The sequence below is a fragment of the Metaplanococcus flavidus genome (genome assembly GCF_042675885.1).
Classification (GTDB): Bacteria; Bacillota; Bacilli; order Bacillales_A; family Planococcaceae; genus Planococcus; species Planococcus flavidus.
In genome coordinates this window covers 547,755-572,763 of record NZ_JBHTKI010000008.1, presented here as the reverse complement: position 1 = coordinate 572,763, position 25,009 = coordinate 547,755, and the positions used below count along the sequence as shown (strand labels likewise).

Annotated in this window: 20 protein-coding genes; 17 read left to right on the top strand and 3 right to left on the bottom strand. The window is 38.9% G+C overall.

Features of this window, described 5'->3' with window-relative positions:
* Nucleotides 1–189: 189 nt before the first annotated feature.
* Nucleotides 190–1,860 (bottom strand): DUF2207 domain-containing protein, encoded by a 1,671-nt coding sequence (locus tag ACFQ1X_RS07725; protein WP_144838070.1) that lies wholly within the window; start codon nt 1,858–1,860, stop codon nt 190–192.
* A gap of 534 nt (nt 1,861–2,394) precedes the next feature.
* Here ACFQ1X_RS07725 and ACFQ1X_RS07720 point away from each other — a divergent pair.
* From ACFQ1X_RS07720 to ACFQ1X_RS07675, 10 genes are all read left to right on the top strand, one after another.
* Nucleotides 2,395–3,372 (top strand): GNAT family N-acetyltransferase, encoded by a 978-nt coding sequence (locus tag ACFQ1X_RS07720; RefSeq protein ID WP_144838068.1) that lies wholly within the window; start codon nt 2,395–2,397, stop codon nt 3,370–3,372.
* Nucleotides 3,373–3,703: 331 nt separating this feature from the next.
* Entirely contained in the window at nt 3,704–4,450 is a 747-nt protein-coding gene (locus ACFQ1X_RS07715) for a YveK family protein (protein ID WP_144838066.1), read from the top strand.
* Entirely contained in the window at nt 4,440–5,135 is a 696-nt protein-coding gene (locus ACFQ1X_RS07710) for a CpsD/CapB family tyrosine-protein kinase (protein ID WP_144838103.1), read from the top strand. Before ACFQ1X_RS07715 ends, ACFQ1X_RS07710 begins: the two co-directional genes overlap by 11 nt.
* 180 nt (nt 5,136–5,315) lie before the next feature.
* Nucleotides 5,316–6,434 (top strand): right-handed parallel beta-helix repeat-containing protein, encoded by a 1,119-nt coding sequence (locus ACFQ1X_RS07705; protein ID WP_144838064.1) that lies wholly within the window; start codon nt 5,316–5,318, stop codon nt 6,432–6,434.
* Between the two features lie 62 nt (nt 6,435–6,496).
* The gene (locus ACFQ1X_RS07700) at nt 6,497–7,471 is read left to right on the top strand and encodes a glycosyltransferase (RefSeq protein WP_144838062.1); all 975 of its coding nucleotides are present in this window, start codon (nt 6,497–6,499) and stop codon (nt 7,469–7,471) included.
* 42 nt (nt 7,472–7,513) lie between these two features.
* Nucleotides 7,514–8,491, top strand: coding sequence for a GNAT family N-acetyltransferase (locus ACFQ1X_RS07695; RefSeq protein WP_144838060.1), 978 nt, complete (start codon nt 7,514–7,516; stop codon nt 8,489–8,491).
* Between the two features lie 494 nt (nt 8,492–8,985).
* Nucleotides 8,986–9,558: a GNAT family N-acetyltransferase gene (locus ACFQ1X_RS07690; protein ID WP_379081983.1), complete on the top strand. Its 573-nt coding sequence runs from the start codon at nt 8,986–8,988 to the stop codon at nt 9,556–9,558.
* Between the two features lie 283 nt (nt 9,559–9,841).
* On the top strand, nt 9,842–11,071 hold the full coding sequence (locus ACFQ1X_RS07685; protein ID WP_144838056.1) for a glycosyltransferase: 1,230 nt from the start codon (nt 9,842–9,844) through the stop codon (nt 11,069–11,071).
* A gap of 272 nt (nt 11,072–11,343) precedes the next feature.
* Complete coding sequence (locus ACFQ1X_RS07680) at nt 11,344–12,333, top strand: GNAT family N-acetyltransferase (RefSeq protein ID WP_144838054.1); 990 nt, start codon at nt 11,344–11,346, stop codon at nt 12,331–12,333.
* A 19-nt stretch (nt 12,334–12,352) separates the two neighbouring features.
* Nucleotides 12,353–13,324 carry a hypothetical protein gene (locus ACFQ1X_RS07675; RefSeq protein WP_144838052.1) on the top strand — a complete coding sequence of 324 codons (972 nt, stop codon included), beginning with the start codon at nt 12,353–12,355 and terminating at the stop codon, nt 13,322–13,324.
* 255 nt (nt 13,325–13,579) lie between these two features.
* Here the strand turns inward: ACFQ1X_RS07675 and ACFQ1X_RS07670 are convergent, their stop codons facing one another.
* Together ACFQ1X_RS07670 and ACFQ1X_RS07665 are read right to left on the bottom strand one after the other, a co-directional pair.
* Entirely contained in the window at nt 13,580–14,578 is a 999-nt protein-coding gene (locus ACFQ1X_RS07670; RefSeq protein WP_144838050.1) for a peptidoglycan bridge formation glycyltransferase FemA/FemB family protein, read from the bottom strand.
* Between the two features lie 632 nt (nt 14,579–15,210).
* A complete protein-coding gene (locus ACFQ1X_RS07665; RefSeq protein WP_144838048.1) occupies nt 15,211–16,203 on the bottom strand; it encodes a GNAT family N-acetyltransferase in 993 nt (330 codons plus the stop codon).
* Nucleotides 16,204–16,823: 620 nt separating this feature from the next.
* Here ACFQ1X_RS07665 and ACFQ1X_RS07660 point away from each other — a divergent pair.
* The 7 genes from ACFQ1X_RS07660 (at nt 16,824) to ACFQ1X_RS07630 (ending at nt 24,996) form a co-directional block, all read left to right on the top strand.
* Nucleotides 16,824–18,302, top strand: coding sequence for a lipopolysaccharide biosynthesis protein (locus tag ACFQ1X_RS07660; protein ID WP_144838046.1), 1,479 nt, complete (start codon nt 16,824–16,826; stop codon nt 18,300–18,302).
* Between the two features lie 37 nt (nt 18,303–18,339).
* Complete coding sequence (locus tag ACFQ1X_RS07655) at nt 18,340–19,491, top strand: DegT/DnrJ/EryC1/StrS family aminotransferase (protein WP_144838044.1); 1,152 nt, start codon at nt 18,340–18,342, stop codon at nt 19,489–19,491.
* 17 nt (nt 19,492–19,508) lie between these two features.
* Nucleotides 19,509–20,396 (top strand): glucose-1-phosphate thymidylyltransferase RfbA, encoded by an 888-nt coding sequence (gene rfbA / locus ACFQ1X_RS07650; RefSeq protein ID WP_144838042.1) that lies wholly within the window; start codon nt 19,509–19,511, stop codon nt 20,394–20,396.
* Between the two features lie 16 nt (nt 20,397–20,412).
* Nucleotides 20,413–21,429, top strand: coding sequence for a dTDP-glucose 4,6-dehydratase (rfbB, locus tag ACFQ1X_RS07645; protein WP_144838040.1), 1,017 nt, complete (start codon nt 20,413–20,415; stop codon nt 21,427–21,429).
* Nucleotides 21,430–21,514: 85 nt separating this feature from the next.
* A complete protein-coding gene (fcl, locus tag ACFQ1X_RS07640) occupies nt 21,515–22,465 on the top strand; it encodes a GDP-L-fucose synthase (protein ID WP_144838038.1) in 951 nt (316 codons plus the stop codon).
* A 10-nt stretch (nt 22,466–22,475) separates the two neighbouring features.
* Nucleotides 22,476–23,543 carry a GDP-mannose 4,6-dehydratase gene (gene gmd, locus ACFQ1X_RS07635; protein WP_144838036.1) on the top strand — a complete coding sequence of 356 codons (1,068 nt, stop codon included), beginning with the start codon at nt 22,476–22,478 and terminating at the stop codon, nt 23,541–23,543.
* Nucleotides 23,544–23,643: 100 nt separating this feature from the next.
* On the top strand, nt 23,644–24,996 hold the full coding sequence (locus ACFQ1X_RS07630) for a hypothetical protein (protein ID WP_379081975.1): 1,353 nt from the start codon (nt 23,644–23,646) through the stop codon (nt 24,994–24,996).
* The last annotated feature ends 13 nt before the right edge of the window (nt 24,997–25,009 follow it).

Genomic DNA, 25,009 nt, shown 5'->3' with positions numbered 1-25,009 from the left:
CAAGATTTGTGTGCGATAAAACGAATTTGTGTGCGATTATCGAGATTTGTGTGCAGAAAGATATTTATTTGTGTTTATTGACATCTTTTTGCCAACCCCTCCCCCCTCAGAGAACACATCTACTGCTTGAATCGACTTTTCAAAAGAAAAAACCCCCGCATGCGCGAGGGCCACTTTCACGTCTAACTATTAAAAGGCGCCAGACCCGCCGCCACCGCCGCCGACTCCTGCACCAGAGCCAGCTGTGCCGGCGCCGCTTGCAGTGGCGTGGGTGGTGGAACCGGCCGTTACGAAGATGGCTGTCATGAATACCGGATTCATGATGAAACTAGTGCCATCTGCTGCCGTATCAGCGGATGTGAATACTGCCGCTTTCCGTTCGGCGGTTTTTTGGTCGCTGCCGAGAAGATAGGCGTAGGCGCGTTGTTTTTCATCTTTCGTCAAACGGTTCCATTGTTCGGAAGGCAATTCTTCCATCGCTTCTTTTAAGCGTCGCCAGTTTCGGCGGACTTCGTGCCCTTCCTGAGTGATGGGCGAATAGCCGATAGCGAAACCGAATGCCAGCATAGCCAGCACAATGGAAGCCGCCATCCAAGGAAATAACTCGTATATGCCGGTATAAATTGCGAGGCCGATGAACAGGATGCCTAGCCCGCCGACCGTCCAGCGAAGGACAGGATGTTTTTCACGAAAGCCTTTAGCTTTTACTTCGTCGCTGATGCCTTTATTCCATTCGGCAATCGCATTGTTGTAAGTTTCGTGATTGTCCTCATTCTCCGTATATACTTCGACTTGCTCCAGCGTAAATTCACGGCCGTCCCCGATCTCATCGAAAAGGAGTCCGATCAGCGCAGCTTCGTGCGCATGTTCAGTGTCCCTGTCGATCAGCTCGAAATGATTTTCCGACAATTGGCGGACATTGCCTTTTCGCATAAGCTCCATAATCGCAGCCGAAATAGTGTTCGGCGACAGGAAAGCGGAATTCGTGAAATGGAGCAGAGCCGGAATGCTCATCGTTTCCTTTGGCACGAAAAACTGATAAGGATAATTATTGATCTTCCGTTTGCGCTGGTATGCGCGCATCCAAACCAATAAAATCGTTGCGAGTAACAACGCACCGGCAATGGCTATGACCGGAATTCCGATATTTCTGGCCGTTTGTTGATTCTCTGCGAAAATAGCTGCTTCATTTTCCAATTCCTTACGGTCCGATGCAAGGTCATCGCGTATGGTCCCGTCCAGGGCAGCAGTTACAGGAAACAGTTCCGGTTCAAAAATGGCCCGGATGTCCGCATTTTCACCTTCAGGTACAGAGCCCATTTCAAAAATCACAGTGCCGTCGTTCATGATTCGTTGTGTTTCAAAAGCTTCATCATAGCCGAGCGCCTCCACGCTGTCAGAAGGGGCAGGAGGAACGACAGTAATTGTCATCTCGCCGTAATCACTTTCGTTGCTTTCATCAAAAAACGCCCAGTAGAATTGTGCGCCGTCTTCATATTTTTCGACGGCATTTTCGATTTGGTAAGTCAGCTCAATTTGAACAGTCTCATCGCCTTCGCCTTCACGGTAAATTTTATAAAGACCGTCTTCGGTCTCCACCCGCAAAGCTTCACCGTTTTCAGTAGCTTGGAAATTACCGATTGACGTTCCTTCCTTTTCGATCAGTCCGCGCGTGATGCCTTGGAAGTCATCTTCAAATTGATACGTAAACTGTTCGGTAACATCCGCTGTGCCGTCTTCGTTCAACAGGGCTTCAATTTGTACTTCCGATATTTCAAAATCGACAGCTGAAGCATGCGTTGGAACCAGCAGCACCAGAACGAAAGCCAGCAGAAAGGGAATTATTTTTTTGACCCTCATGGTTCATCACCTCTTGCTTAATGTATACGGACAGTGAGAGGAAAAGTTTCATCTGAAGTAAACCTGGGGTAAATCGAGAACTTTTCTGATCCGGGTTGTGCAGATTGAGGAAGAATATAAATCCCGTTCCCTGATGACTCCGTTTCAGCAGGGTGGGACATGAAGTTACATTCTTATCACCACAATAGTCAATGGGCTATGAAGGTTGACTAACTGATAATCTAAAGAATAATTTGATGCCGGGTATTATTTCGAACGAAAGCCAGAGTGAAGCAAATATTATATATGTAAATTAAATTATTTTTTTAGAATTATCTGTTATATCAGAATTCTTCATGCTAGAATATCGATATACTCCCCTTCGACATTAGTTTCAATTGTATAAAAGTATGCAGCAACGCAGATTTGGATATTCAGTAAATCGAGCTTTTCAAACTGTGTTGTAACCCAATTGATATCAGAAGAAGGGACGCGAAGAACCTTGTTGCTTATGCAATGAAAACTGGGAATTTTGCTTATAGAGGGGGCGATTACTTGAAGGACATTTATTTTGAAGAGGATTACGGCCGTTTATATGAAGGAATTGAAGGCGGGAAATGTGAAGTGTTTGAGTTTCAAAATGAAATGGGGAAAGTGCGCCATATGTTCATCAAACGGCCGATATCGTTGAAGCTCAGAGCTGATGCTGCATACGATTTGACTACGCCATATGGTTATGGGGGGCCGCTGGTCACAGAATTTGAAGAAGGTAAAAAAGTCGAATTGATCGAAGCCTTTTCTGATGCTTTCGGAAAGTATTGCAAGGAACAAAACATAGTCAGCGAACTGATCCGGTTTCATCCCGTTTTCAAAAATGCAGAGGATTTTGTCAGTCATTACGATATTGTCTTCAAACGTAAAACAGTTCAAACCAATCTGGCAGCTTCGGATGATCCCATTCTGAGTGAATATTCCGCTTCCTGCAGGCGGGACATCAGGCATGCGATCAAAGCGGGAGTGGAATACAAGGTGATTCAGGCGCCTGCTGATTTAATGAAATTTAAAGAAATATATCATTCCACCATGAAACGCAACGAAGCAGAGTCCATTTATTATTTCGATGATAATTATTTTTCAAGATGCCTTGAATCCTTTAAGGAAAACATCATTTTGATTGAAGTGATTTTTGAAGGCCGGACAATCGGGATGAGCCTGAATTTTATGTATGGAAATTTAATACATGTCCATTTGACAGGCACATTGCAGGAATTTCATTACCTGTCACCCGCCTATGTACTTCAATACGCCCTGGCTTTATGGGGAAAACAAAATGGCCTGGAACTGATCCATCATGGAGGCGGAAGGACTGGAGATAACGAGGATAAACTTTTTTTATTCAAGAAAAAATTCGGGAAAAATCAGGAACTGGAATACTTCATCGGCCGGAAAATATGGAACCAGCAAGCTTATAATGATTTATGCGCAGCGGCTGGAATGGTGGATGATACAGGAGCATTTCCCGCTTATCGATAAGCCTGGACAGAAAGTGGGCTATCAGCATGGTCGGCTGGAGTGGAATAACAAAACCGGTATATCAGGAAATTAAATGTTCTCCTGAAATACCGGTTTTGTTATAGAGTTTGAAAAGCACGTGCAGATATATGCGGGAAATTCTACTTGAAAATAAACCATTTCATGCACTCAACAAATTAGTGCATGCATTTAAATACAAAATTTTTAGAATTATTTAAATATTTTGTAAAAATGCTGGCTTAGGAAGGTCTAATAGCCTATAATAAACTTTGAATTAATAAAAATATAATCGATGCATATCCAATTAATCAAAAATAAAGGAGTGAAAGCAATGATAGAAGAAATAAGTCTGCGTCAAATAGTCGGTATTATAAGAAAGAAAATGGTTTTAATCCTGATTTTAACAGTTTTGGCAATCAGCATTGCTGCAGTGATCTCCATTTACATCCTGACGCCGACCTATCAAACTTCTACACAGTTATTAGTAAATCAGGAGCAGACAGTAGACGGTCAGCTGACTAACCAGGGGATCCAGACAGATTTACAATTGATAAACACCTACAGCAATATTATAAAAAGTCCGGTGATTTTGACGCAGGTCATCGAACAGTTGAATCTGGATACAACGGCAAAAGAACTTGTTGGCAGTATCACTGTCAACTCTTCTGCCGATTCGCAAATGATTGATATCGTGGTTGAACATGAACAACCCGCCACAGCTGTTCTTTTGGCAAATACGACCGCAGAAGTATTCGAAAGCGAAATACAAAATTTGATGAATGTGGATAATGTAAAAATAATGTGGCCAGCTGAAGAAACAGAAAACCCCGTGCCGGTTAAACCGAATTTGGTGGTGAACATGGCTGCTGCTGGAGCAGCCGGGCTGATTTTGGGCATTGGACTTTCCTTCATTTTGGCATATATGGACACGACAATAAAAAGTGAGGAAGATATAGAGAAATATTTGCAGCTGCCGCTACTCGGAATCATTTCTAAAATTGCCGAAGTAAAAGCGGAAAAAGAGCTTTCGCCAAAATCACTTAAAGAAAAGAGGCTCACCGCTTATGATGAAAAATAGGAAAAAGCATTTGGATGTGGCCCAAAGGAATTTGATCGCCTTTACAACTCCGCGTTCCTTGATGTCAGAACAATATCGGACTTTGCGGACAAATATTAATTTCTCATCCATTGATCAGGATATTAAGTCAATTGTCATAACTTCAGCGGCACCATCTGAAGGGAAGTCAACTACGGCATCAAATTTGGCGATTGTCTATGCTCAGGAAGGTAAAAACGTTCTGCTCATAGATGGAGATATGAGGAGACCGACAATGCATAATACATTTAATATCAGAAACATACATGGGTTATCCAGCGTCCTGTCCCGACAAAGTTCTATTGAAAGTTCTGTAAGAGTAACGGCTATAAATGGACTCGATATTTTGACATGCGGACCAATTCCACCAAATCCGGCAGAACTGTTATCATCTGACTCGATGGATATACTGATTGCCAAATTGAAAACGATGTATGACCTCCTCATCTTCGACTCGCCACCAATATTGTCAGTGGCGGACAGTCAAATATTGATAAATAAATGTGATAGTGCAATTTTGGTGTTAAGTTCCGGTGAGACTGTAAAACATGATGCAATCAAAGCGAAAGAAATAATCAATTCATCTAAAAGCAAACTCCTCGGGGTGGTTTTGAATAATGTGACGCTTTCCAAAAAAAGCATGTACAACAGTTATTTGGAATCCTAACAGTTTTTTTAAAGTCTATTTGAATAGGACTCTCATGCAAAAAGAGCATTCATAAACTCAGGAATCCTCTCCACACCAAATGGCGCGACTGATACAGTTGACTTAATTTCGATACAAAGGACGGAACTTGCATATTTTTAACATTAAACTCTGCAACAACGGAAGGGGTAAAGCCAGCGAATGAAAAAAAAATGGCGGTCAATTCTGCTCTTTGGTGCAGTCATCCTTGGAATGGTTTTACTGATAACGGAAAGTTACAGAGACAGGGGAAATAATTCGGCAGCAGTCAGTGATGCAAAAGGGGATGGAGTTGCTGATGATACACAAGCCATCCAACAAGCCATAGATGAAACTCCAGAAGGGGGAACACTTCAGATTGATGAAGGAATCTACAAATTAAGCAAAAATGAAGAACTTGTATCGGTGACCGGTTACGGAGAAGCATTTTTCGCACTGGAGATTACAAAACCCATTACTATTCTAATGGACGGTGCCGTTTTTAAAACGGAGACTGATAAAGAGTATGGGGTTTTTTGGATCCATGATACTGAAGAAGTCCATTTAATAGGCGGCGTCCTGCTGGGGGAAAAGATCCCGGAAAGCGGGTCCTTAATTTCTAACATCGCTGTAATGATTCAGGATACTCAAAAAAGCTCGGTAGATAGCCTGTATATGAAAAATCATTCCCAGGGGGTTCATCTTCATCATTCCGATAATAATACGGTGAGAAACGTCACTTCGGAATTTAATTTTGGATCTGGAATAATTAATTTCGCTTCGAATAACAATGTGATTGAATCTTGCACAATCCGCAATTCGGGTGATGGCCACCTGTCACTGTATGGAGTCGGCAAAGGCAACCTGGTGAAAAATTGTTTTGTATCAGAAGACAGGCCAGGTAATGATTCACAGCAGGGAATAACTGTGGAAAGTGAATTGAGCAGCATCATAGAGAACAATACAGTCACTGGCTTTTACTATGGCATTGACATTAAAAACGCATCGGATTCAAATATTATAAGATCCAATAATGTGTTTAATAACTATTACAATATTGCTGTCCGACCTGGAGACGGGGGAGGAAATCTCATGACTCCAAGTAATAATATCCAAATTATCAATAACCTGGCGCTCGATCCGCGTAATGAATCTGATAGGGGGATTTTTATAGGCATCGGAGAAGGGCATGTGGTGACGGGAAATGTTTTATATGAAGAGCATTTGGTTATTACGGATGAAGATTTAATGGAACAATATGATGATGAAAATTTTTATATAGACCATGGAAATGATGAATAACAGTTCAGATAGCCGCCTCGTATAAATAGCAGAAAATCTTACAATAGCAAGGAGCAGGAGTTATGAAAAAAGAGATATTGGTGAGTATTGATTGCCTGACTTATAATCATGGGGATTATATAGCAGAAACCATCGAAGGGTTTTTAATGCAAAAGACGGATTTTAATTTTGAAATCCTGATTCATGATGATGCTTCAACTGATCATACTGCTGAAGTTATCGATCAATATGTAAAAAAATTTCCGGATATGATTAAGCCGATCTATCAAAAAGAAAACCAATTTTCTCAGGGAATTGAAATAAATCAAGTAAATGAGCAGAGAGCTAAGGGCAAGTATGTAGCTCTTTGTGAAGGGGATGACTATTGGACAGATCCTTATAAATTACAGAAACAGGTGAATTACATGGAAACCAATCCTCAATGCAGCCTGTGTGTCCACGCTGCCTACAGGTTCTCTGAATTACGCAAAAAAATTATATCGAGAGTGCGACCGAGCCGGCAGGACAGAATATTTTCCGCTGATGAAATTATAGAAGGAGGAGGCGAACTGTTTCCAACTAATTCTATGATGTACCGGCGAGAAATAGCGGGAAGCATGCCTGCTTTTTATTTGGATACGGGGATTGGCGATTATCCTCTTGCTGTCCATTTAGCACATAATGGGGCGGTTTACTATATCGATGAAGTGATGTCGGTTTACCGGGTAGATGTAAAAGGCTCGTGGTCTGAAAGGAAGATATCGGATTTCAATGCAGCAGTTCTTCAAAACGAAGAGACAGCAAAGCTGTTGGATGCGATAAATGGCCATACAAATTTTCAATATGACGAGACGATTACTCGGACTAAGCGGAAAAATCGTTTCTACCTTTTACTGAGGCAACACAAGTTTAAAGAAGCATTCATAAAAGAACATAAAGAATTTTACCTGAATTCGGAATTTATTCGAAGGGCCGGTATGAAGGTGTTCAATCTGCCGGTTCTTTGGAAAAATACCAGCATACATCTCCCACGAAAAGCCGGACGATTGCCTAACTGATTGAAAAGAGAGGAAAAACTGGCAGAAAAGAGGGCGTTAAATTTGAAGGATTTATATTTTGAGGAAAATTACGGAAAACTGTATGAAAATATTGAAAACGGTACGTGTGAAACTTATGAATATCACCATGTTTTGGGAACAGTAAGGCATATGTTTATAAAGAGGCTGATTCCCGTACTGTCACATGCTGAAAATTATTTTGACCTGGTCACACCTTATGGCTATGGCGGACCAGTCATCTTGAATTGCACCAATGAAAATAAACAGGAATTAGTAGAGGAGTTTCAAACAGCTTTTGAAGGTTATTGCAAAAAGAACAACATTGTAAACGAGTTTGTCAGATTTCATCCGGTGCTGCAAAATGCACCAGATTTCAGCGGATGCTACGATTTGACTTTCAGGCGGAAAACTATAGGAATTAATCTTAAAGATTACGATGATCCCATTCAAAGTGAATTTTCAAAATCTAAACAAAAAAGTATTCAGAAGTCGCTAAAAGCAGGCGTTGAATACAAAATCACTATTAATCCATGTAATTTAGATGATTTTCAAAGAATGTATTTTGAAACTATGGAGCGGAAAAAAGCAGATGAAGTCTACTTTTTTGGAGAAAAATACTTTTCAAGACTCTTGAAGTATCTGGGCGACCATGTATTGATGGTGGAGATAATTCATGAAGGCGAAGTGATTGGAATGGGATTGAACTTTATATATGGGAAAATGATTCACATCCACCTTTCAGGGACCCGGCTGGACTCCCATCATTTAGCACCCAGTGTAATGTTGCGCTACGCTTTAGTGAAATGGGGGAAAGAGAACGGAATGGAACTGATTCATGAAGGAGGAGGGAAGAGCGGCAGCCCTGATGACCCCTTATATGTGTTCAAAAAACAATTTGGTAAAAATACAGAATTCAACTATTACGTCAGTTATAAAGTATGGAATGAAAAAATATATGAGATGTTGTGCAATTCTGTTGATGCCGACAACAAGGTAGGGGTTTTTCCCACTTATCAATAATCGGTTTGAGTCCTTAATGTTAATGCTCCAAAGAGGAATAGCATATAAAATATTGGATTTTGCATGGGAGGATACTGAACATGACGGTATTTCCGGATATCTATTTTTTGCCCGAATGGGGAAGCTATTTTGAGTCGAAAGAAGAAGCGGGGAAATCGACTATTTTTGAATTCAAGAATGAAATAGGGCATGTTTTTTATCAATTTATCCTGAGGGAAATTCCAACTGGATACGGGAAAACAAAACACTATGACATTATCACGCCGTACGGGTTCAGCGGACCGATTATCCTTCATTGCGAACCTGATCAAAAAAAGGAATTAGCAAAAATATTTAACGATAAGTTCCAAATATATTGCGAAGAAAATAACATAATAACGGAATACGTCAGGTTCAATCCATGGATCCAAAATTTAGACAATTGCAATCACATTTACGAGTTGCGCAATAATGGACATACCGTTTACATCGATTTAACTGTTAACGATTTTTTTATGAACGAATTTTCAGCTAAAACCAGAACTCAGGTAAGGAAAGCCAAGAAAAAAAACATTGAAATTGAATTCGATTACAGCGGATTCAGTACAAAAGAATTTCATCGCCTGTACCAGTTGATGGCAAAAAAGAATAATGTGGATAATGAATATTATTTGTTTTCAGAAGAATTTCTAAAGAATTCTTTTGAAGATTTAACCGGGAAACAATTTTTTGTAAACGCAATTTACGAAGGGGAATACATCTCCTCTTCCCTGGTGGTGCATCATGGAGATTATATGCATTACCATTTAACGGCGAATAATCCCGAGTACTATCATTTGGCGGCAAATAGCTTAATACTCTATGAAGCATGCCGCTGGGGGACAGAAAATGGAAAGAAAGAAATCCATCTTGGCGGTGGAACCAGCGAAATCATTAAATTTAAAAAAGGTTTCACCAAAACAGAGCCTTTGGATTTACTGATGGGAAAGAAAATCAGGAACCAGAAAATTTATGATGAACTTGTTGCTTTTAAAAGAAATACAACTGACTTATTAAATACAGGTTTTTTCCCCCTATACAGAGGATGAGCGGCAACTTTCGCGATTCCTGAAAAAGACCCCGTATAGCTGCTTTACTGGCTAGACGGGGTCTTTTCATTACAAGGATTTCAATATCGATAGTTTCAATAAGGATTTTGAAAAATCTGACTTTAATGCATTTTTATGATAAAATCAAATAAGAAGCGAGTAGTTGGTAGTGGGTATTGGTAATTATTTATTACATTTAAAAGTCCTTTCTCCTATTTTCAACGTTGGTGTATCTATTAAGTAATTAAGGCGAACGCTCTAAATCCCAGAAGGGGGCATGGATATGAAAATATTGCAGGTTAACACATTTTGCGGCATAGAAAGCACTGGCAGAATTGCAGTGGATATCCATTCTGTTTTGGAAGAACAAGGACATGATAGTTTCATTGCTTATGGCAGGGATCAAGCAAGGAATTGCTCCAACGCCATTAAAATTGGCGGGGATTTCAATAATTACGTTCATGTAGCGTTAAGCAGAACGCTGGACAAACATGGTTTTGGCTCTAAGAAAGCAACCGAAGAATTCCTGGCTAAAGTGGAAAAGTTAAAACCGGACGTTATACATTTGCATAATATCCACGGCTATTATTTGAACATTGAATTGTTGTTCAACTATTTGAAAAAGCTGAACAAACCTGTTATATGGACATTGCATGACTGTTGGTCTTTTACGGGCCACTGCGCAAATTTTGATTATATAAATTGTGATAAATGGAAAACGAATTGCCGGGATTGTCCTCAACTGGCAAGTTATCCCAAAAGCTTGCTCGTAGACAATTCAAAAGAAAACTTTCAGCGGAAGAGAGAAATCTTCAGGGGAGTGGAGAACCTTACCATTGTAACCCCATCGAAATGGCTGGGAGACTTAGTGAAAAAATCCTACCTGTCCGACTACTCTTTGCAGGTGATAAATAACGGGATTGACCTCGCTGTATTCAAGCCGACAGAAGGAGACTTTATTACAAATAATAACCTGGGTGGAAAATATATATTGCTGGGAGTAGCCAATGTATGGACAGAGAAAAAGGGATTGGACGATTTTATCGAACTGAGTTCGCTCTTGCGCGATGACACGGTTTTAGTGTTGGTGGGCTTGGATGATTCTCAAAGAAAAGAGCTGCCGGCAAATATTTTGCCGATCTCAAAAACGAAGGACGCGGTAGAACTTGCAGAAATTTATACCGCAGCCGATATTTTCTTGAATCCAACATATGAAGACAATTTTCCAACAACGAATTTGGAGGCTATGGCATGCGGGACTCCGGTAATTACTTACAATACCGGAGGCAGTATAGAGAGTGCCAGCAAAGAATGTGGTGTTATTGTTGAAAAAGGGGATGTAAAGGGTTTATTCACCGCTGTTAATGAGATAAGGGAAAAAGGGAAAAAGTTTTATGAGCATGCCAGTATCCAAAGGGCAACAAAACTTTATAACAAGAATGACCGGTTTTTAGAATACACGGAATTATACCGAAAAATGAATAAGGAAGCAGAACTCCACTTGATGAAATAAGGTGGTAAAGGGATTTGAAGATTTTGCAGAAGTGGGATTAACAGGAAGTTATACTGCGAGGATACTAATATGCTATTAATAAGCAGGGAAAGAGTTAAACGGATCCTGTTAATAAGTTGTACCGTGATTAAATTTCATGAAAAGTCAAAAAGTGTCGTCTGCTACGGAAAAAAAACGGTCACTAAAATTTTCTGGAATCCTGCACGGTTTCTAATCATTTCATAAGCATACTTTGAGTACAAATTAAAAATTGAATAGAAAGGAATGAGGGTATGACAACACTTCCCGATACTTATTTTTTGCCGGAATGGGGAAAGTATTTCGAAACGAAAGAAGAAGCGGGGGAGCACCAACTATTCGAATTAAAAAATGAGTGGGGTCACATATTTTATCAATTCATAAAAAGACCGATTCGGATACTAGATAGAGAAACAGGCTATTACGATACGATTACCCCTTATGGTTTCAGTGGACCCGTTATTTTGAATTGTAACGAAAACAGGAAAGAGGAACTGATCGCTTTATTTGATGCGGAATTTCAGCAATACTGCGAACACAATAATATTATCACTGAATATATACGGTTCAATCCCTGGCTGAAAAACCATTGTGATTTCAATGGGATTTATCAAATGAGGGGTCATGGGACGACTTTGTATATTGATCTGAATAAAGATGATTTCTTTATGGAAGAGTTTTCCTCTAATGCAAGAAGACAGGTTAGAAGAGGGATTAAAAACAACCTTGAAATCGAATTTGACTTTACAGGATTCAGTACAAAGGAATTTTACAGGCTTTATGAACTGATGGCCGAAAAGAATGAAATCGGGGACTATTACAGGTTTACGGAAGAGTTTCTGCACAACTCGTTCCAAGCTTTAAAAGGGAAACAATTTATTATCAGTGCAAAGCACGAGGGCAAATATGTGGGTGCTGCATTTATCCTTCACCACGGGGATTATCTCCATTACCATTTAGCAGCGACTGATCCGGAATGCTATCATTTAGCCAGCAATAGTCTGATTATCTATGAAATATGCCGTTGGGGACTCGAAAACAATAAAAAAGAATTACATTTGGGAGGGGCAGGTAAACTTGAGAATCTTTTGAAGTTTAAAAAAGGGTTCACAAAGTCCCCGGAATTGGATTTATTAATAGGAATGAAAACCAGAAATAAAGCAGTTTACGAGGAACTTGTAAATTTCAAGAAAAATATTGTGGAAATAAACAATGCAGAATTCTTCCCCTTGTATCGGGGATAGAAAACCAGGAGGAATAGGCATGAAAGAAATAGGCGGTTATTTTGGACTGGAAAATTTCAATGGAACGGAATACCATAACGATCTGATACCGCTTAATAATGGAAGAAACGCTCTGCAGTATTTAGTGAAAGCAAAAGGCATCAGAAAATTATACATTCCTTTTTACCTTTGCGATTCCGTCAGTGATATGCTGGTGAAAAAGGGCTACGACTTTGAATACTATCAAGTGAATGCCGATTTTACGCCTTCCTTTAGCAAAGCACTGGCAAAAGATGAATATTTATATATCGTCAATTTTTATGGACAACTTACAGATGAACTGATTATGGCACTGAAGCGGCAATTTGACCGGATCATCATCGACAATACACACGCTTTTTTTCAAAAACCCACGGCAGACACGGATACAATTTATTCGTGCCGGAAGTTCTTTGGCGTACCTGACGGGGCATATCTGTCCAGCGACAAAGCATTGGAAGAAGTACTGGAAATTGATGTATCCAAAGATCGGATGTCTTATATCCTCGGACGTTTTGAAGGGCAGGCTTCCGATTATTACCGTGATTATTTGGAAATCAATGAGTTATATGGAGAGGAACCCATACTTAAGATGTCGAAACTGACCCATAATATATTGAAAGCAATTGATTATGAGCAAATCCGACAGATTCGAAACGAAAATTTTAAATTTCTTCATAATGAATTAGAAGAAGAGAACCCGCTGAAGCTGGTTTCTCCGGATGGGCCATTCGCTTACCCGTTTTATATTGAAAATGGAATTGAAGTCAGAAAACAGCTGGCGCTGAAAAAGATTTATATCCCCACTCTCTGGCCGAATGTGCTGGATTTGGTGCCGAAAGAAAGCATGGAGTATCAATATGCCGCCAACATTCTTCCTTTGCCTTGCGATCAGCGCTATACCACAGAAGATATGAAATTCATGGCAGGAATTTTAAAAAGAAGTACCGTGAAGCTGACTGGAAATAAATAAAGCACAGATTAAATAGAGGCGAGAAGAAGGAAAAACCTTCTTCTCGCCTCTGCTTGTTGATAAAGAAATACGAAACTCCATATTGCGATAAACAGATGCATTTTCGGACCAAAAGGATGTGGGTCCAGCAGCATGCACTGCTGGATGTCGCGATGCCGGCTTCCCGCTGAAAACTTTTGCCCGGAGTGGAAAGATTAGATGTATCTAAATTTTTCCCTCTTTATAGAAATATTCAGTAATCGTTTTATTGAAGGGTCAGTTAAAAGCAGGATTTTCATTTTCCCTGTAGGCCGGAAAAAACTCCGTGTTGCGATTTACTTCTGCGGCTTCCATTAATTTTTCGTATAAATTTTTGTTCCAAACTTTGTATCCCACAAAATAATCGAATTCTGTATTTTTGCCGAACCTCTTTTTAAAAAGATAAAGGCCGTCTTCCGGGTCGGAGGTCACACCGCCCCCTGAATGTATGAGCTTGACTCCATTTTCTTTTCCCCATAGAGCTATGGCGTAGGTCAATACATAAACAGGGGATAAGTGGTGAAAGTCTTCAATACTGCCTGACAAATGCGTGTGCAAAATGTTGTTGTACAGAAAATGCAATTCCATTCCGATAACCTGATTATCGTACGTCGCTTCGACAAGAATCAGGTTTTTACCAAAAAAATTGAGACAGTCTGAAAAGTACTCATCATCAAAAAAGTAATGGGAAGATGCATCGATTCTTTTCATGGTGGCGTAATAAATTCTTTGAAACTCTTTCAAACTTTTTGGGTTAACAATCACATTGAATTCAACACCTGCGTTCAACGCTTTACGTATGGCTTTTTTGGTTGATTTTGAAAACTCTGTCTGAACTGGATCATCATAAGGTTTAAGCGTGGTGCCTGTAGTATTGCGCCTGAAATTTACAGTATAACAATCTTTGAAATCCTGTTCATTTGACAGCAAAGGATGAAATCGGACAAATTCACTGACAATATTGTTGTCAAAACAATATTTTTGGAATTCCAGTTGGAACTCTTGCACCAATTCTTCTTTATTGTTCTTACATTCAGTAATAACAGGACCGCCGTAGCCATAAGGAGTTACTAAATCATAGTAAGATTCACCTTTTAATTGGATTGGGATTTCCCGTTTGATAAAAAGGTGGCGGACAGATCCCAAGGAATGTTCAAATTCAAATACGACACATTTGCCATTTTCAACTTTTTCATACAAACGTCCATAGTTTTCTTCAAAATATATATCAAGCAATTAAAAGACCTCATTTCATTATGGATTTTAAACTAACGGAAGTTAAAAGGTCAGACAATTAAAATTGAAGCTTAACGGCTGAGGATAGTTAATTGGATGGAAAGACGGAGTGTATAACTTGATATTAATTTAATAGTAACGAAATACTATCACTATTTATAAGATTTTGCAATTTCAGTTAAGTTAAAAATGAAAAGTCAAGGAGCGGCGCAGGGAAGAAATAAGGGGAATTCAGAATGGGAACTTTTAATAATTGAGAATTCCATTAAATTTTAAAATTCTTTGTAAAGAGCAAGAAAAAGCCTGCAGAGCACTGTGCCGGCCAGCAACTTTAAACCATAAATTTTTTATCGCTTTCTCCAGTGTTGTCGCCAAGAGGCGGCCAAATCCTGTTTTAATCTGAATTAACTTAGGCTAGGCAGCTGTGGTGTTCTTCTTTTCGTTGTGACGAAAGAATAGCCCTTTCCATCTTTGCTACCTAGCCGTCTGTGCAATTTCTTCAATATATAGATCGTTCTTATACACAGTCAAAGCTTATGAAAATAAAAATTATGCGACCCAGCCTGCAGCTGAAATGAAGCCGTCCCTTTCCCTTTTTATAATGGTTAAGTAATGATGTTGGAAAGTGGCAATTAAAAGTTGTTTTTTCTTCTGTAAGCAGGAAAAAATTCTGTCTCGCTGTAAACTTGTGCGGCTTCCTTTAATTGCTCATATATTTTTTCATTCCAAACTTTGTACCCCACAAAATAGTTGAATTCTGTATTTTTGCCGAACCTTTTTTTAAAGAGATACAATTTGTCATTTAAATCACTTGTCCTGCCCCCGCCGGAATGGATGAGGTCGATGCCGTTTTCTTTTCCCCAAACCGTCAATCCGTACAGCATCAAATAGACAGGGGATAAGGGAAGGAATTTTTCCAATGTGCCGCCGAGATGGATGTGTATTGTATTTTTATATATAAAGTTCAAAGTCATCCCTATTACTTGGTTTTCATATATGGCCTCGACCAGTAAGATGTTTTTACTGAAGTATTTTAAGCAGTCGGAAAAATAGGTTTCATCGAAATAATAGATTGCATCTGCCTGATTTCTCTTCATCGTTGAATAATACAATTCCTGGAAAGCATCCAAACTTTCCGGGTTTACAGTGACCCGGTATGTGAGGCCTGCTTTTAGTGCTTGTTTAATGTTCATCCGTGCAGATTTAGAAAACTCTTCCTGAACCGGATTTTCAAAATCTTTGAGGTTGGTTCCAGTGGTGTTCCTTCTGAAACTGATATTATAGATTTTTGAAAAATCTTCTGCATTCGAAATGAAAGGGTGGAATCTTATGAACTCACTTACAATCCGCTGTTCATCACAGTGTTTTTGAAATGCATTTTGAAATTCTGCCGTCAATAGCGGCTTGTCTTCCTGTTCGCCGGTTATGATTATTGGTCCGCCGTATCCATACGGCGTTACCAGATCGTAATAAGTTTCATCACTGAGTTGAATCGGTATCTCCCGTTTTATATACATATGTCTAATAGTGCCCAAGGAGTGATGAAATTCAAACACTTCACATTTTCCTTCTTCAATTACTTCGTATAACTTGCCATAATCTTTTTCAAAATAAATATCCTTCAATTTTATAACCTCTTTTCCTCTTTAAATAACTTGCTCAAAAAAGAATTTCATAAATTTCATCAAGAAAACTAATAAAATCATGATAGTCGATATCCCGCACGCAGCCTGTTTTAAGCCAAACAAAAGGGTAGTCAGGATGGGGAAGCAAAAGACAAGTGTTCTTCCAGAGGTATAGCAGGAGCATTGGCCATTACAATGTTCAAAACCAAAAGGGCGGATAGAACCTGATTCTTTTGACCTTCTGTTTATAAGATTTAAATACAAAATATATAGAATCGTAAGATTATCATAACGTAAATCCGGAATTAAAAGACTAAATATTCGGATTTTTTATATATTCTTTTTAATTTTATTAAAAAATGAATCTTACTACAACCAAAAAATAAAAATTTTACAAATATTATAAAATAATATGAATAATCTAAAAAGTCAGTTACTTTAGATGTATAGTATGTTAGAATTAAAAAAAAGGTCGAGACTAAGTATAAAGTACTCTCCATGTGGTTGCTGGGTTTCTTCGTTTTCAAACCTTGTACAAAATGTCCTACAAGTTGGATGGCGATTTTATATTTTGTTGTTTTCTGGAATATAGAAAGAAACTTTAGGATAGGAGTCATTACATGAAACAACAAAATTCTTTGAAGAAAAAAACAATTGGAGGTTTGCTCTGGAGTTTCGGTGATTTAATGGGGAATCAAGGAATTCAATTTATCATCCAGATCATTTTAGCGAGGATGCTGCTACCGGAGCATTTCGGTTTAATCGGAATGATTATCGTTTTTATTGCGGTCTCCAATTCAATTGTTGACAGCGGATTTACCCAGGCGCTCATCCGAGAGCAAAATACGACTCAAACGGATTATTCCACAGTCTTCTATTTTAATTTAGCAGTTTCTATTCTCATTTATTTTTTTATGTACTTGATAGCACCTGCAGTCAGTGTTTTTTTTGGAGAACCGGAACTAATTTCTTTGCTGCGTGTTTTGACTTTAGGAATTATCATCAATGCATTCGGGATTATACCCAGAGCAATGTTTACGAAGGAAGTAAATTTTAAAGCGCAGGCTAAAGTGAATATGGCCGCGAGCATTATTTCCGGAGTGGTGGCAGTAGCGATGGCTTTGGCAGGATTTGGTGTTTGGAGTCTGGTGTTCAGGACATTGGCGCTGAATATAATACAATCACTTTTGCTGACTTTATCAAAAAGATGGCTCCCCTCATTTGTCTTCAGTATTACTTCATTTAAACGCTTATTCGGATTTGGATGGAAGCTTCTGGTGTCCGGCTTAATAGATACCATTTTCACGAATATCTATTTCGTGATCATCGGCAGACAGTATTCGACAGCACAGTTGGGTTATTATACTAATGCTTCTAAATTCTGTGATATGGCCGCGCAAAATTTATCAGCTACCATTCAACGTGTGACATATCCTGTGCTCAGCAGCATACAGAATGAAAAAGAAAGATTAAAGCAAAGTTATAGAAAAGTCATCAAATTGTCAGCTTTTATCATATTTCCGATAATGATTGGTCTGGCTGCGATAGCGGAGCCTCTTATCCTTTTTTTATTCGGAGCCCAATGGATGCCGATGGTGATTTACTTTCAACTCCTTTGTATCGGCGGAATGCTTTATCCTATCCATGCTTTGAATTTGAATATACTTCAAGTGAAAGGCAGATCCGACCTGTATCTTAATTTGGAAATATTGAAAATGGTTGTAGCCTCAATTTTAATTTTTTTGGCAATTTGGCTGAAACTTGGAATTTTCGGTTTAGTTGGAGCAGCGGTGCTGGATTCATATATTGCTTTGTTTATTAATACTTACTTTTCGGGCAAGTTGATCTCTTATACGGTTAAAGAACAGATGAAAGACCTGGTTCCGATTTACACAGTATCGGTCCTCATGGGGATAATCGTTTATGTTGCTGGTGCAGTTATTTCAGAGAATAACTTTTTGACAATGCTCATGCAAATTATTCTTGGCATCATTATTTACATGGGGATAAGCAAACTGGTGAAAATTGGGGAGTTGAATATTATTTTCCACTTGATCATGCCGGTTATCAAGAGATTAAATCCTATTAAATCGAACTGAAGCAAAATTTGAATTTCACAAAACAAGGAGGAAAAAGATGCTGAGTCCTTTTGAAAACCCCATTTATGTCACACGGCCGTTATTGCCGGATCTGGAAAATGTCAGCGGAAAACTCGAAGAGATATGGGAAAGTAAGCAAGTAACAAATAACGGCAAACAACTCACTTTATTAAGTAAGCAATTGCAGGAATACCTTCAAGCACAGCATCTTTCTATATTCAATAACGGGACTTTGGCTTTGTTGTTGGGGTTGAAAGCACTTGGGTTAAAAGGGGAAGTTATCACAACCCCATTTACATTTCCGGCAACAGTCCAAGCGCTCGACTGGAATCAGCTGACACCGGTATTTTGTGATATCGACCGGAAAACCCTGAATATTGATGCCAATAAAATAGAAAGTCTAATCACTGAAAATACCTCCGCAATTCTTGCCGTACATGTATTTGGCAATCCTTGCGAAACAGAAAAAATACAGAACATTGCAGATAAATACGGGCTGAAAGTCATATATGATGGAGCACATGCATTCGGTGCAAAAATTGGAGGGAATCCCATCAGTTCATACGGAGATATGACAATGTTCAGCTTCCATGCAACAAAACTCTTCAATACGGTTGAAGGAGGAGCTCTTACTTTCAGGGATGGAGAACTGGTCAGAAAACTCGACTTATTGAAGAATTTCGGTCTTTTGAATGGGGAAGAAGTTGTTTTATCCGGATTGAATGCCAAAATGAACGAAATTCAGGCAGGCATCGGCCTGGAAGTTCTGAAAATAGTGGAAGAAGAAAGAAAGAAAAGGCATCGCATCAAAAAAACCTATGAACAGCATTTGGCGGGTATTCCCGGAATCAGGATAATAACCAATTTAGAAAATGAACAAAGCAGCTATCAATATTTTGTGATCGAAATAGATAAAAACAAGTTCGGACGCTCAAGGGACTGGCTTCAAAAAAAACTGACAGAATACAATGTCTTTACGAGAAAGTATTTTTATCCTTTGTGCAGTGAATTTGATTGGTACACCCATCTTGAATCGGCACAAGGAAAGAATCTGCCAGTTGCAAACAAGTCTGTCGAACAAGTTTTATCATTACCCTTTTATGGAGAACTGGAACTCGACTCTGTCACTAAAATTTGCAGGATTTTTCAAGAACTTCATATCACTCAAGAAACCGTAACCCAATTATAAGAAATGAGGGATTATCGATGAAGGGTATTATTTTAGCTGGTGGAACAGGGACACGTTTATATCCGTTGACAAAATCCATTTCGAAACAGATGCTCCCGGTATATGACAAACCGATGATTTATTATCCACTGTCGGTCCTGATGCTGGCTGGCATCAAGGAAGTTCTGATTATCTCTACACCCAGGGATATAGCAGGTTTTTTGAGTTTGCTGGGCAATGGGCAAAAAATAGGAATGAAATTGGAATATGCAATTCAAGAACAACCTAACGGACTTGCCGAAGCGTTTACGATTGGCGAAAGCTTTATAGACGGTTCTCCCGTTGCGTTGGTTCTTGGAGATAATGTGTTTTATGGGTCGGATTTTGGAAGCAGGCTATTGGAGTCTGCTGAACTTAAGACGGGCAGTGTTATTTTCGGTTGCCATGTGGCTGATCCCAAAGCATATGGAGTAATTGAAGTGGATGACGAGATGAATATTCTTTCCATTGAAGAAAAACCTGAAAATCCAAAATCTTCGTATGCGGTTCCCGGTTTATACTTCTTCGACAACAAAGTCGTGGAAATCGCTAAAAAAGTAAAGCCTTCAAAACGGGGAGAAAAAGAAATAACAGCCGTCATAGAGGAATACCGGAAAAACGGAGAATTGAAGGTCAATATCATGGGCAGGGGGCTGGCGTGGCTTGACACGGGGACTCATGAAGCTTTACTGGAAGCTTCAAATTTTGTGGAAGCCATTCAAAAGAGGCAGGGACTTTACGTTGCCTGTATAGAAGAGATTGCATACCGGAGAGGCTATATTACAAAAGCTCAATTGGTGGAACTGGCTGAACCGCTTATCAAGACAGAATACGGCAAATATTTAATGGATATTTCCACCGAACGAAATTTGCAACCAAATAAATAAACCTAAGGAGCTTACAATGACAAAAATTTTAGTGACTGGCGGCGCAGGATTTATTGGCGGTAATTTTGTTCAATATATGTTGAAAAAGTACTCTGAATATGAAATTTATAATTTGGATATGTTGACTTATGCTGGAGATTTAACCAAACATCAGGAAATTGAACAATATAAAAATTACTCCTTTATAAACATGGATATAGCCGATCGCACTTCGATTGAAGCTTTATTTGAAGAAGAGGAATTCGACTATGTTGTACATTTTGCAGCAGAAAGCCATGTTGACCGTTCGATTGATGATCCGGCAATTTTTATCAGAACAAATGTCCTTGGAACCCAAGTCCTGCTTGATGCGGCCAAACAAATAAACGTAAAAAAATTCGTTCATGTTTCGACGGATGAGGTTTATGGAGAATTAGAGTTCGATTCTGATACATTTTTTGATGAAAATAGCCCAATACAGCCCAATAGCCCATACAGTGCAAGTAAAGCTTCTTCGGATCTGCTTGTCCGAGCATATAACGAGACGTATGGACTGCCGGTTAATATTACGCGCTGTTCCAATAATTACGGACCATATCATTTTCCGGAAAAGTTGATTCCTTTGACCATTTCAAGAGTTTTGAATGATCAGGAGGTGCCTGTTTACGGCAATGGCAATAATATTCGCGATTGGCTGCATGTTACCGATCATTGTTCCGCGATAGATCTAATAATGCATGAAGCGAAAAGCGGAGAAGTTTTCAATATCGGCGGCCATAATGAAAAGAGCAATCTGGAAGTCGTTCGAACGATTATCCGCTCTTTGGGGAAATCAGAAGATCTGATCAAATTTGTCACAGATCGGAAAGGGCATGATAAACGTTACGCTATCGATCCGACAAAACTGGAACAATTAGGCTGGAAACCTGTTTATGATTTTGAATCTGGCATCGCCCATACCGTTCAATGGTTTCTTGACAATAAGGACTGGTGGGAAAATATATTAAGCGGAGAATATCAATCATATTTTAAAAAGCAGTATACATTGAAATGAAGGTACTTCATTCAATCAGCATTCAAAATCGGAATGAATATAATAGAAAACAGAAACCAAAATAAACATACAAGGTGGGAAAAGCATGAATACAGAATCTAAAATTTATATAGCAGGCCACAGGGGTTTAGTGGGATCGGCTATAATGAGGTATTTGCAATCTAATGGCTATAATAATTTGGTTTATAGAACCCGTGCGGAACTGGACTTAAGAAAATGGGATGAAGTCAATCAGTTTTTCCAAGCAGAAAAGCCGGAATATGTTTTTTTGGCCGCAGCAAAAGTAGGAGGAATCGTTGCCAATAATACCTATCCAGCCGATTTTATAAGAGATAACATGCTCATTCAAACAAATGTCATCGATGCTTCATTTCAGAACGATATAAAGAAACTCCTTTTCTTGGGCAGTACTTGTATATATCCGAAATTTTCACCCCAGCCGATGAAAGAAGAATATTTACTGACAGGGGTATTAGAAGCGACAAATGAATCTTATGCAATCGCAAAAATAGCTGGTATCAAAATGTGTGAGTCCTACAACAGACAATATGGAACGAATTATATCTCTATAATGCCGACTAACCTCTATGGGCTCAATGACAATTTTGATCTTGAAAATTCTCATGTGCTTCCTGCGTTGATCAGGAAATTTCATGAAGCAAAAGTCAATTCTGAACCAGCAGTGGAAGTATGGGGAACAGGAAATCCGAGAAGGGAATTCATGTATTGCGATGATTTAGCTGATGCTGCAGTGTACTTAATGAATACGTATAACGGCAGCGAATTGATTAATGTTGGAGTAGGTAAAGACATTGCCATTCATCAATTAGCACAGCTGCTGAAAGATACCGTCGGATACAAAGGAGAAATTATCTTCAATACTTCTAAGCCGGATGGGGCGCCGCGCAAGTTAGTGGATATCACAAGGCTGACAGAATTAGGATGGGAAGCGAAAACGACTTTGGAAGAAGGTTTAGAGTTGACCTATGAATCATATTTAAAAGAGCTGAATAAAAAAAATCTGGTATCTAAATAAGGGGGATCATATGAAAATTGCATTGATTACAGGGGTTACTGGGCAGGATGGATCGTTTTTATCGGATTTTCTTTTAGAGAAAGGTTATGAAGTCCACGGCATCATTCGAAGAAGCTCCAGTTTTAATACGGAGAGAATTGAACATTTGTATATAGAAGAATTGAAATCGAGCGAAAATTTTTATATTCATTACGGAGACATCACGGATACTTCGAATATCATAAGGTTGATAAGCGAAATTAAACCGGATGAAATTTATAACCTGGCAGCAATGTCGCACGTCAAAGTATCTTTTGAAACTCCTGAATATACGGCGGATGTAGACGGTGTTGGCACGCTGCGTATTTTAGAAGCGGTGCGAATTTTAGGGATGGAGAAAAAAACACGGATATACCAGGCGTCGACTTCTGAGCTTTATGGCAAGGTGCAGGAAGTTCCACAAAAAGAAACAACGCCATTTTATCCCAGATCTCCTTATGCAGTCGCAAAATTATATGGGTTTTGGATTACCAAAAACTATCGCGAGTCCTATGACATGTTCGCGGTAAATGGAATTTTATTCAATCACGAATCCGAACGAAGAGGTGAAACTTTTGTAACTCGCAAAATCACGATGGCAGCTGCAAGGATTGCACATGGTAAACAGCAAAAATTATACTTAGGGAATTTGGATGCGAAACGTGATTGGGGTTACGCTAAAGATTATGTTGAGTGTATGTGGATGATTCTGCAGCATGACACGCCGGAAGATTTTGTTATAGCGACAGGCGAGATGCATACTGTCAGGGAATTTGCGACTTTATCATTCAAAAACCTCGGAATAGAAATAGAGTGGAAAGGACAAGGGATTGATGAAAGGGGTCTCAATAAAGCGACGGGAGAAGTGCTGGTAGAAGTTAAACCGGAATATTTCCGCCTTACAGAAGTTGAACAATTATTAGGCGACCCTTCGAAAGCCAAAAATCTTCTGGGATGGAATCCCACTAGTACGTCATTTGAAAAATTAGTGGAAATCATGGTGAAAAACGATTACAGATTGATTGAAAAAGAACGTGAAATGGATTTGAAATACAATTAATTACTGCATGCTGATGTGCATCAGCGCAATTGTTTCTTGCCAATGCATAGACTGGGTAATTCCCTGGGAGTGAAGGGATGATTTGATGGAGAACAATAGAATGTTGGATGACAAGATTGTGAAAATCATACCAATTCTCATTAATGTCCTTGCTGGAATTTCGCTTTTTTATTATTTGGTTAAAATTGATCAGCAATTTGTTAAGGATGACATATTCAATGTCATTATTCTGATTATTTTTACAGTGAAGTTTACAATGGATCTTTTGATTTTTAAAATTGGGTATGCTTCATTTTCTCTTATGCTCTTATTTCTCCCTATCGTAAGTCTGTTGGGATTTGCTCCACATGGAGAAGTGCAACCATTGTTTAATGATCCTACCCAATTGATTGAAAAACATTTTTATATACTGGCATTTTCTGCGCTATTTTTCTATTTTGTTTGGTCACTTTTGCTTCTGATTACGAAAAAATCTTTTGCACAATACGATTTTAAAGTATTGAGTTTCTTTTCAGGAGCTTCAGGCAGTCGCCTGTCAACATGGTTTTTTAGTATTGTGTCGATTGCAGCTGCGATAATTTACCTGCCGGATATACCGGGAAAGGCTTATCAAGACCTATCCGAAAGTCTGCTGCCGGGAAATGCGTGGAATTCTGTAGTGGCAATTTCTTATTTTTTCGTGTTAATAGGCTCGAGGAACAGCAGCATACGCAATATCGCCTTAGTATTTGTTCCCTTTTGGCTGCTTTCCCATTATGCGAGAGTAGATATTTTAGGTTTGATTTTAATCATGTATATAATAATTACCAATACAAAAAAAGGGAAGTTATTTATCCAAACCAACAAGTTTAGAAAAATAGGGATATTGGCTGTGGGAGTGTTAATATTTTCTTATTTGGGATTAGTAAGAGAAACAGGACTCATATTTGATGCGTCGGCAATCCTGGATTCGTTCTACAATCTTGTCAATTATCCGACAGTGCAGGACCTTATCTATTCTACGGCCGCTGCAATTGAAGTGAATCAGCAATACGGCAACACATATACATTGGTAAACTATATCCCTCAACTGGTGCCCTTCTTTTCAGGACTTGAAACAGCAGGAGCTTCCCATATAGTGGCATCTAATATACACACTAATTATGGCTTGCTCGTTTATGGAGAATATTACATGAACTATCAGGTGATTGGGATATTAATCGCTCCATTTTTAACTTTTTTCATTGTTTTTTTTCCGGCTTATTTACTTACTAAGATTTTCGGAGGGATCGGATTCGCTTTAGGTTATTATATGGTTGTAACCACTGTGCCACGCGTAATGTGGTATGGGTTCATTTATTATATTAAACCGATGCTGATCATCGTTCCTATATTCATCGTCATTTATCTGATCATTGTCAATTTTGAAAAAGAGTTGGCTGTTTTTGGCCAGAAAAGAAAACTGGAATCATAGTTTTTCATGGCAT